The sequence below is a fragment of the Syntrophorhabdaceae bacterium genome (assembly GCA_036504895.1).
Lineage (GTDB): Bacteria > Desulfobacterota > Syntrophorhabdia > Syntrophorhabdales > Syntrophorhabdaceae > PNOM01.
Window position 1 is genome coordinate 21,582 of sequence record DASXUJ010000114.1, and the last position, 7,084, is coordinate 28,665.

The window sequence follows — 7,084 nt, forward strand, 5'->3', positions numbered from 1 at the left end:
GACCTTAGGCAGCGAAATCTCCTTAGCATTCAGCAATGAAACGACGGGAAACCCGGGGTTGAATTATGGCCCCGGGTTTTCTCATACTTCCTTTCCGGACAGTCTTCTTCCTTGGCATCCCTCCCGATCAGTGCTATGATTATATACATTAATCGCAAGATTCGACCTTGGGGTGCGAAGAACGCCCGCGCCCGGTATAATAGTGAAATGCGAAAAAGGTGGAGGTGGCAGGCGTGTTGATCGGTATCGATGTGGGCGGCACCTATACGGACGGCGTGCTCTTTTCGGATGGGGCGGTGGTCCATTCCGTCAAGAGCCCGACCGACGAGACGGACCTGAAGGCGACCCTCCTCCTGGTCCTGGATGAGCTCCTTGCCCATGGGATCAGAGACGAGGTCCATCGGGTCGTGTTGGGGACCACCCTGATAACCAATCTCCTTGCCACGGGGCAGGGCGAGCGTACCGCGCTCCTCCTTATGCCTGGAAGCGGGCTTCCCTATGGGTCATACCGGATCTGCCCGGAGACTTATTTCCTGAAAGGAGGCATCGATTTTCGCGGACGCGAAATTGACCCTCCGGATAAGAAGGAAATCGAATTAGTATTGCGCGAGGTTGACCGTGCGGGCATCCTTCGGGTGGCGGTGGCGGGGAAGTTCTCCCATCGTAACGACAGCCATGAGAAATTCGTGAGAGAAAGGATCGGAGAGCTTTATCCCGCAATGGAGGTCTGCCTGAGCAACGAGGTCTCGGGACGCCTTAATTTTCCCCGCCGCGCGGTGACTTGTTATTATACGGCGATGACCATGAGAGAATGGAACCGGTTTGCCGACGGGATAGAGGCAGCGATCAGGGACCGCATCCCGTCCTGCGAGGTCCATATCCTGAAAGCCGACGGAGGCACCACCACTTTGGAAGGGAGCAGGAAGAGGCCCTGCGAGACTGTTTTTTCAGGCCCCGCGGCGAGCACCATGGGCGCCATGGCGTTAAGCCGTGAAACTTTGAACTCCGTGGTGGTCGATATGGGCGGGACCACGTCCGACATATGCCTCCTTATCGACGGCCGGCCTCTTAATGCCTCGAAAGGGGCAACAATCGAGGGTCGTCTGACCCATGTCAGCTCTTTTGCCGTCCATAGTATCGCCTTGGGCGGAGACAGTTCGCTCCGGATGGAAGATGGATCGTTACGGGTAGGCCCCCTTCGTCTCGGGCCGGCAGTCTGCTTCGGCGGAGATACGCCCACCGTGACGGATGCGTTTAACGTGCTCATGGACCTTAATCTGGGTGATATAAAGGCCTCGCGGACAAAAATAGAAGCCCTTGCCGCTGAAGCGGGTCAATCCGTTGAGGCGCTCTGCCTGGCGGTGGCGGACCGGGTGACGTCCACGTTAAAAGATGCTATCCGCCGCATGTTTACGGAGTGGGAGGACGAGCCTGCCTACAAAGTCTGGGAAGTGGTCAACAAGAGAAAATTCGTGCTCCACCGGGTGATCGGCATCGGCGCGGCAGCGCCGGCCATTATCCCCCTTCTTTCCAGGGAGCTGGGGGTCGATTATTTTCTCCATCCCTATTCACCCGTCGCCAATGCACTGGGCGCGGCGGTCTCGCGGCCGACCCTGGCAATGGAGGTCCACGTGGACACGCAAAAGCGCACCTATTCCGGGGCGCCGGGAGGATTCAGCGGGCCGGTCAAGGAGCGGGATTACCAGGTTCATGATGCGGTGAAGCTGGCGCGCATGCTTCTAGCGGAGTTGAGCCGCCAAAGGAGGCTGTCCGTCTATTCGGAGGACGCCCAGGTCTACCTGGAGGAGCAGTTCAACATGATCCGGGGCATGGGGCTCGCCGGAAAGCTCTTCGATGTGGGGATCCAGATTACACCGGGGTTTATCGAGGAATTCAAGGGGGTGGACCTGTGAAGCCGACAGGGGTGCTCTTCTTCCCTGCCTTTGACTGGGCCATCAGCCCTACTCACCCTGAACGGGAGGAGAGGCTCCTCTATACGCGGGACCAGCTCTTTGAAGAGGGGATAATGGACATGGATGAAATTTCCGAGTACCATCCCCGTCTGGCCTCTTTCAAGGAGGTATCGAGGACCCATTTCTGCGTGCCCTCCGTCGATACCCGCGTTACCCAGGCCCATCTCGTTTCCGCGGGATCGGCACTCGTGATGGCCGACGCTTTCATGAAGGGGGAGGTCAAGAATGCATTCGCGATCATAAGGCCGCCCGGGCACCACGCCATGACGGTAAGCCACGGCAACCGCGGTTTTTGCGACATCAATAACGAAGCGGTGATGGTCGAATACCTCCGTCAGACCTACGGGGTAAGGCGGATCGCCATCGTGGATACGGACGTACACCACGGCGACGGCACGCAGGAGATATTCTGGCACGACCCGGACGTGCTTTTCATCTCCTTCCACCAGGACGGGAGGACTCTATATCCCGGGTCCGGCTTTGACGACGAGCTGGGAGGACCATTGGCCTTCGGCACGACCATCAATATACCCCTTGCGCCGCGCACCACGGACACGGGCATCCATTACGTTCTCGACAACCTCGTCCTGCCGCTCCTTGACGAGTTCAAGCCCGAAGTCGTGATCAATTCGGCGGGACAGGATAACCATTATAGCGATCCCCTCTCCAATATGAGCTTCACGGCCCAGGGATACGCCGCGCTGACCACGAGGCTCAAACCTGACATCGCGGTCCTGGAGGGCGGCTATTCGGTGGAAACCGCCTTGCCTTACATCAATATGGGGATTATCATGGCCCTGGCAGGCATCGACTATTCGAACCTCCGGGAGCCCGATTACGATCCGGCGCGATTTAAAGAAACTGCCGATAATATGCGCTACCTCAGGGCCCTTGTCGATCAACAGCTTGCCGTTTTTCGCCAGAGGGAAGAGGTGGTGGAGAAAAACCGCAGGAAGGGCGAAGAATTTGCCTCAATCAAAAGATCGGTCTTCTACGATACCGATTACTTAAGGGAGGAGCAGCGCGAAGAGCTCCGGATTTGCCCAAGGTGTGCCGGTTTCAGGCGCATTACCTCGGCGGCTACCCAGCGCACGGGACAGCGGTACACGGTATTCTGCGTCTCCCTCCCCCGTGCGTGCTGCGAATCCTGCGCAGAGGAGGCCAGAGACTCCTATGAGGAGATGAAAGACCGTCCCGCCTTCGATTACGTATACCTCCAGGACCGGATTCTCGATGAGTTCCGCACCTTCGATACAAAGGCCGAAGTAGAGAGTCTCCTTTAGGGTCGAAATTACTCTTTAAGGCCCTGAATCTTGTTCTTCGCGGCAAAAGTCCTGATTTTGGACGAGAAATCCTCCTTTCTGTCCGGCTTTGCGAGATAGCCGTTGCCGTAGGCGACGAAGGACTTCCGCGTCTCTTCGTTGAGATAATCGGGCGGCGTCATCATCACTCCCTGGAGCACCACCTGGATATTCTCCGTCGTCATATGGGAGACCATCTTTTCGAGGGATGATACCCCCTCGGGCAAGGGCGCGGCCGCCTGTGTCCGTGAGGGTTCCGCTCGTTTCGAATCAGTGGCCGCCCGTGTCGTGGCGCCCGATTCCCGTGAAACAGGCGGGTTTATCGCGACTGCCTTTAATGAAGGCTTCCCCATGCCGGTGACGAGAAAGCCGAAGGCGAAACAGACAATGCCCAGGGGCAGGGCGAGGAGCACGCGCTGATAAAATTTCGGCATCATCCCGCCGCGAAGCGTCCACCCCGAAGAGAGAAGGGCCGTCTGTATGGGAATCCAGAGCTCATTGGAGCTGTACTTCAGTTTTTTGAGGTCCACCCTGAGACCGCCGTTTTCGGAAAATGAGATCGAGGGATAGGTCTCCGACTCATATTCGGAAAAGATCCCGGTAGAATAATTGAGAGAGAAACTGAAGAAGTTCTTAGATACATTCCATCGCCAGTCCTTATCTTTCATGATAAAGAATGCGTCGCGATCCGCCTCGTCAAGAGTCAGGACGATCACGCGCTTCATGCCCCGCCCACCCACGTTGGTCAATTGAAAATAATCGAGCGAGGAGGACCAGGTGATCACCACCCTGTCCCCCTGGGCCATGAAATCGAAGAGTTTACCCCCTTCGACCGGCGTGGTAAAGGCTTTTTCGAGGAGGGCCACCACCTCTGCCTTCGGCCGGGGAGTTTTTCCGGGCTCAGGTCTAAAGACAATAAACCGGTCCTGAAGAGAGAAAAACATGAAGACCACGAATGACATGTAGAGGGCAAAGACGACGCTCAACAGGGTCCCGTGCTGGGCCACAAGCCCATCGAAATCTACCTTCATAAGAAAGATCGCCGCCACTGCGAGTGCGGGCCCGGCAGCCATGACGCCCACAAAAGAGATCATAAAGAGAAAGAGTTTACCGACCATTCGTCACCTCTGGTATTTTGCCCACTTCGAATATGGGATGACAGATTTCTTCAGGGATAGGAGAAACTTAGAATAATGACGAAAAATGGTCAAGAAAAAACTTGGCGAGGGAGTAAGTCTCGGGTTCAGTTCAAACCTTTTTTCGCCGCAGATAAAACCGGATAAAGGCGGATGAAAGCGACTAATTAGTCCAACCGGTGACGCCACCGGTTGGACACTCTCAGGCCCCGCAGGGCCGAGAGTATTGGCCCGGCCAGGTCGGCCGGGCCAATCGCACTCATTCATCTGCCTTCATCCGGTTTTATCCGAAGTTATCTACGGCTAATAAGGATTTTGATCGGGAGGTTATGGAGTAAGCTGGACCTGGTCCCCGAAACGCTCCTGGAGTGCCTGCGCAAGGGCTTGAGCTGCCTTGTCGTCAACGAACTCCACCATGAGCTCGCCGCCGTCTCCGACCACGAGTCTTCCATGGGCTTTCACCACCTCGGCCACGTCCGCAGGCTCCACGGTCCACCAGCCTTTGGCCCGGCGAAGGAGCTCCTCCCCTTTCAGTTTCTGGGGCGTCACAAGGTCGATGGTGCGGAACCACGCCGTCCAGCCCACCTGGGCCGGGGCCTTGGCGACAGGGCTCACAGGGTCATGGTAAATACGGCACCGGCCGAAGAGGCGAAGCCGGATCATGGGAGCATCTCCTTTGCCAACCGGGCGATCCCCTCATGGGCAGGCAGCTCGGAGTCGTCCACGGGGATGCGGTTCGCCCGAAGCACCCGGACCAAACAGTAGATATAAAGGATGGCGGTCTCCTCCTCGTCCCGGACAACGCCGCGCCGGTTCGCGGTCATGCCGAGATCCTCGAAGGTTTTGAGCGTAGTCTCACGGATACGGCGAAGGCGATAATCGGTAGGCAGAACGCCAAGCCGCGCAAGAAGCTCCCCCTGCCGCTTCTCTATCATTGCAAACGCGCGCCGCAGATAACGAACCTGGGGGTCAAGCCCCCATCTATCCTCCTCCATCCTACCTCCACCTACTTCCAGCGTAATGATGAGTAAATTTATCAGGCGGGAGAGATGGTGTCAATGGGGGAGAGGGGAGTGGAAGGAACGGTGGGCGGGATTATATGGGATTGTTCACCCGGACGGCCGGCAACAATTGAATTTTTTGTAATATGGATGCCGGGGAATGCCCGCCCGAGTGTTTGCGGGAAACCGTCAATACTCGGGTACGCAGCATAATTTATAAAAAATATGCGAGGTGAACCTCTCTCCGCCTGGGCGCGTTCATTTCGTGAAAAACTGCTCAAAAAGCGCTTTCGCCTTGAGTAAACCCTCCTCACTGATCACTACCGACTTTGCCTTGCCTATGGGGTTTGAAATAAATCCTTTTTGATGGAGCCTGTCCATGGCGTCCCAGTCGAACCCTTTCCAGACTCTCGCACCAAAACCTTCCTCCCTGTCGTGGGTACCGAGGTAGAGGAGGGCAAGGATATATTCGTCTATCTTATCTTCATCATATTTCATCTGATCCTCCATAAGAAATGAGATGAAAACACGCTTAGCTCGCAAAAACATTGTCTCCCATGTTTTTCGAAATTTCAACGAGAAATATTGTCTCACCCAGGATAGATACCCACTTGCAATCGGTTCTCCCTGATGAAACGAACAACGTCGCATAAGCCACCGCCGACGGGTGTTAAGCACCCCACTCGTCCGGTGTAGTCCGAACCGCGATTGACAGGCGTAATGGCCTTACTTAGCTTACTCTATGTGCATATTAGGCACGACGTCATATAAGAAAGGAGAAAGAACCATGACATTTAACCCCCTGAAGGAAAAAGGCTTACCCCTGGAGAAGCAGGTGCGCAACTGGAGTGAGCTCGCCGGCCGCCCCTATGACAAGGAGGAGGTCGATCCCTATACCCGCTGTCGCATTATCCTCATGAACGCCCTCGAAGTGGAAGCAGCGCTCTTCCTCCATGAATTCAACCGGATGGAGAAGCGGACCGAGCTCAAGGAGCAGCTCGCCCTGCAAAGGAGGATCGAGCAGCAGCAGCAGAAGGCAATAAGCGGGCTCATTCCCGGCAATGAGTCAATCCTCGAAAATACCATAGGCTACGAGCAGGTCGCCGTAGACCTGACCGCCTTTCTCGCCCGCACCGTCACCGACCCCTACGTGAAGCAGGTCTTCGACTTCGGACTTCTCGAAGACTTCGACCACCTCTACCGTTATGCCAACCTCATGGAGACCACGGAAGGCACGCAGGCCAACAAGCTCGTCCACGACTATACGGAGGTGATGCCGGGAAGACCCACCATAGTCGAGCACCGTCACCCCTTCGACTCCCTGCGGGCGCCCTCCGACCGTAAGAAGGCAGACCCCAAGGACCTCCTCTATATCCTTACCCTCCTGGCAGGAGAGCAGCAGACCATGAATTTCTACATGAACATGGCGAACCGCATCACCGACCCCGTAGGCAGGGGTCTCTATATCGAGATAGGGATGATAGAGGAGCAGCACGTCTCCCAGTATGAGAGCCTCCTCGACCCCCGGATGGACTTCTTCGAGATGATGGTCGTCCACGAGTATAACGAGTGCTACCTCTACCACTCCTTTATGGAAAAGGAGCTCGACCCCAGGATCAGAAAAATATGGGAGCTCCACCTGGATATGGAGCTCGGACACCTGAGGAACGCCG

General features: G+C 56.2%; 7 protein-coding genes. 3 read left to right on the forward strand and 4 right to left on the reverse strand.

Annotation, left to right across the window (positions count from 1 at the left end; translation table 11 throughout):
• Positions 1-233 precede the first annotated feature (233 nt).
• The gene (locus VGJ94_16495; GenBank protein ID HEY3278216.1) at positions 234-1,913 is read left to right on the forward strand and encodes a hydantoinase/oxoprolinase family protein; all 1,680 of its coding nucleotides are present in this window, start codon (positions 234-236) and stop codon (positions 1,911-1,913) included.
• Positions 1,910-3,256 (forward strand): histone deacetylase, encoded by a 1,347-nt coding sequence (locus VGJ94_16500; protein HEY3278217.1) that lies wholly within the window; start codon positions 1,910-1,912, stop codon positions 3,254-3,256. The genes VGJ94_16495 and VGJ94_16500 overlap by 4 nt, the downstream gene beginning before the upstream one ends.
• 8 nt (positions 3,257-3,264) lie before the next feature.
• Here the strand turns inward: VGJ94_16500 and VGJ94_16505 are convergent, their stop codons facing one another.
• The 4 genes from VGJ94_16505 to VGJ94_16520 form a co-directional block, all read right to left on the reverse strand.
• On the reverse strand, positions 3,265-4,392 hold the full coding sequence (locus tag VGJ94_16505) for a hypothetical protein (protein ID HEY3278218.1): 1,128 nt from the start codon (positions 4,390-4,392) through the stop codon (positions 3,265-3,267).
• Between the two features lie 345 nt (positions 4,393-4,737).
• Entirely contained in the window at positions 4,738-5,073 is a 336-nt protein-coding gene (locus VGJ94_16510) for a hypothetical protein (GenBank protein ID HEY3278219.1), read from the reverse strand.
• A complete protein-coding gene (locus tag VGJ94_16515; GenBank protein ID HEY3278220.1) occupies positions 5,070-5,405 on the reverse strand; it encodes a hypothetical protein in 336 nt (111 codons plus the stop codon). The genes VGJ94_16510 and VGJ94_16515 overlap by 4 nt, the downstream gene beginning before the upstream one ends.
• A gap of 264 nt (positions 5,406-5,669) precedes the next feature.
• Complete coding sequence (locus tag VGJ94_16520) at positions 5,670-5,909, reverse strand: DUF6429 family protein (protein HEY3278221.1); 240 nt, start codon at positions 5,907-5,909, stop codon at positions 5,670-5,672.
• A gap of 289 nt (positions 5,910-6,198) precedes the next feature.
• Here VGJ94_16520 and VGJ94_16525 point away from each other — a divergent pair.
• The coding region (locus VGJ94_16525; protein HEY3278222.1) for a hypothetical protein at positions 6,199-7,084 on the forward strand (886 nt) is incomplete at its 3' end.

Coding starts and splice junctions, on each gene's coding strand:
- VGJ94_16505 (HEY3278218.1), bottom strand. CDS start 4,392: ATGGTCGGTAAACTCTTTCTCTTTATGATCTCTTTTGTGGGCGTCATG.
- VGJ94_16510 (HEY3278219.1), bottom strand. CDS start 5,073: ATGATCCGGCTTCGCCTCTTCGGCCGGTGCCGTATTTACCATGACCCT.
- VGJ94_16515 (HEY3278220.1), bottom strand. CDS start 5,405: ATGGAGGAGGATAGATGGGGGCTTGACCCCCAGGTTCGTTATCTGCGG.
- VGJ94_16520 (HEY3278221.1), bottom strand. CDS start 5,909: ATGAAATATGATGAAGATAAGATAGACGAATATATCCTTGCCCTCCTC.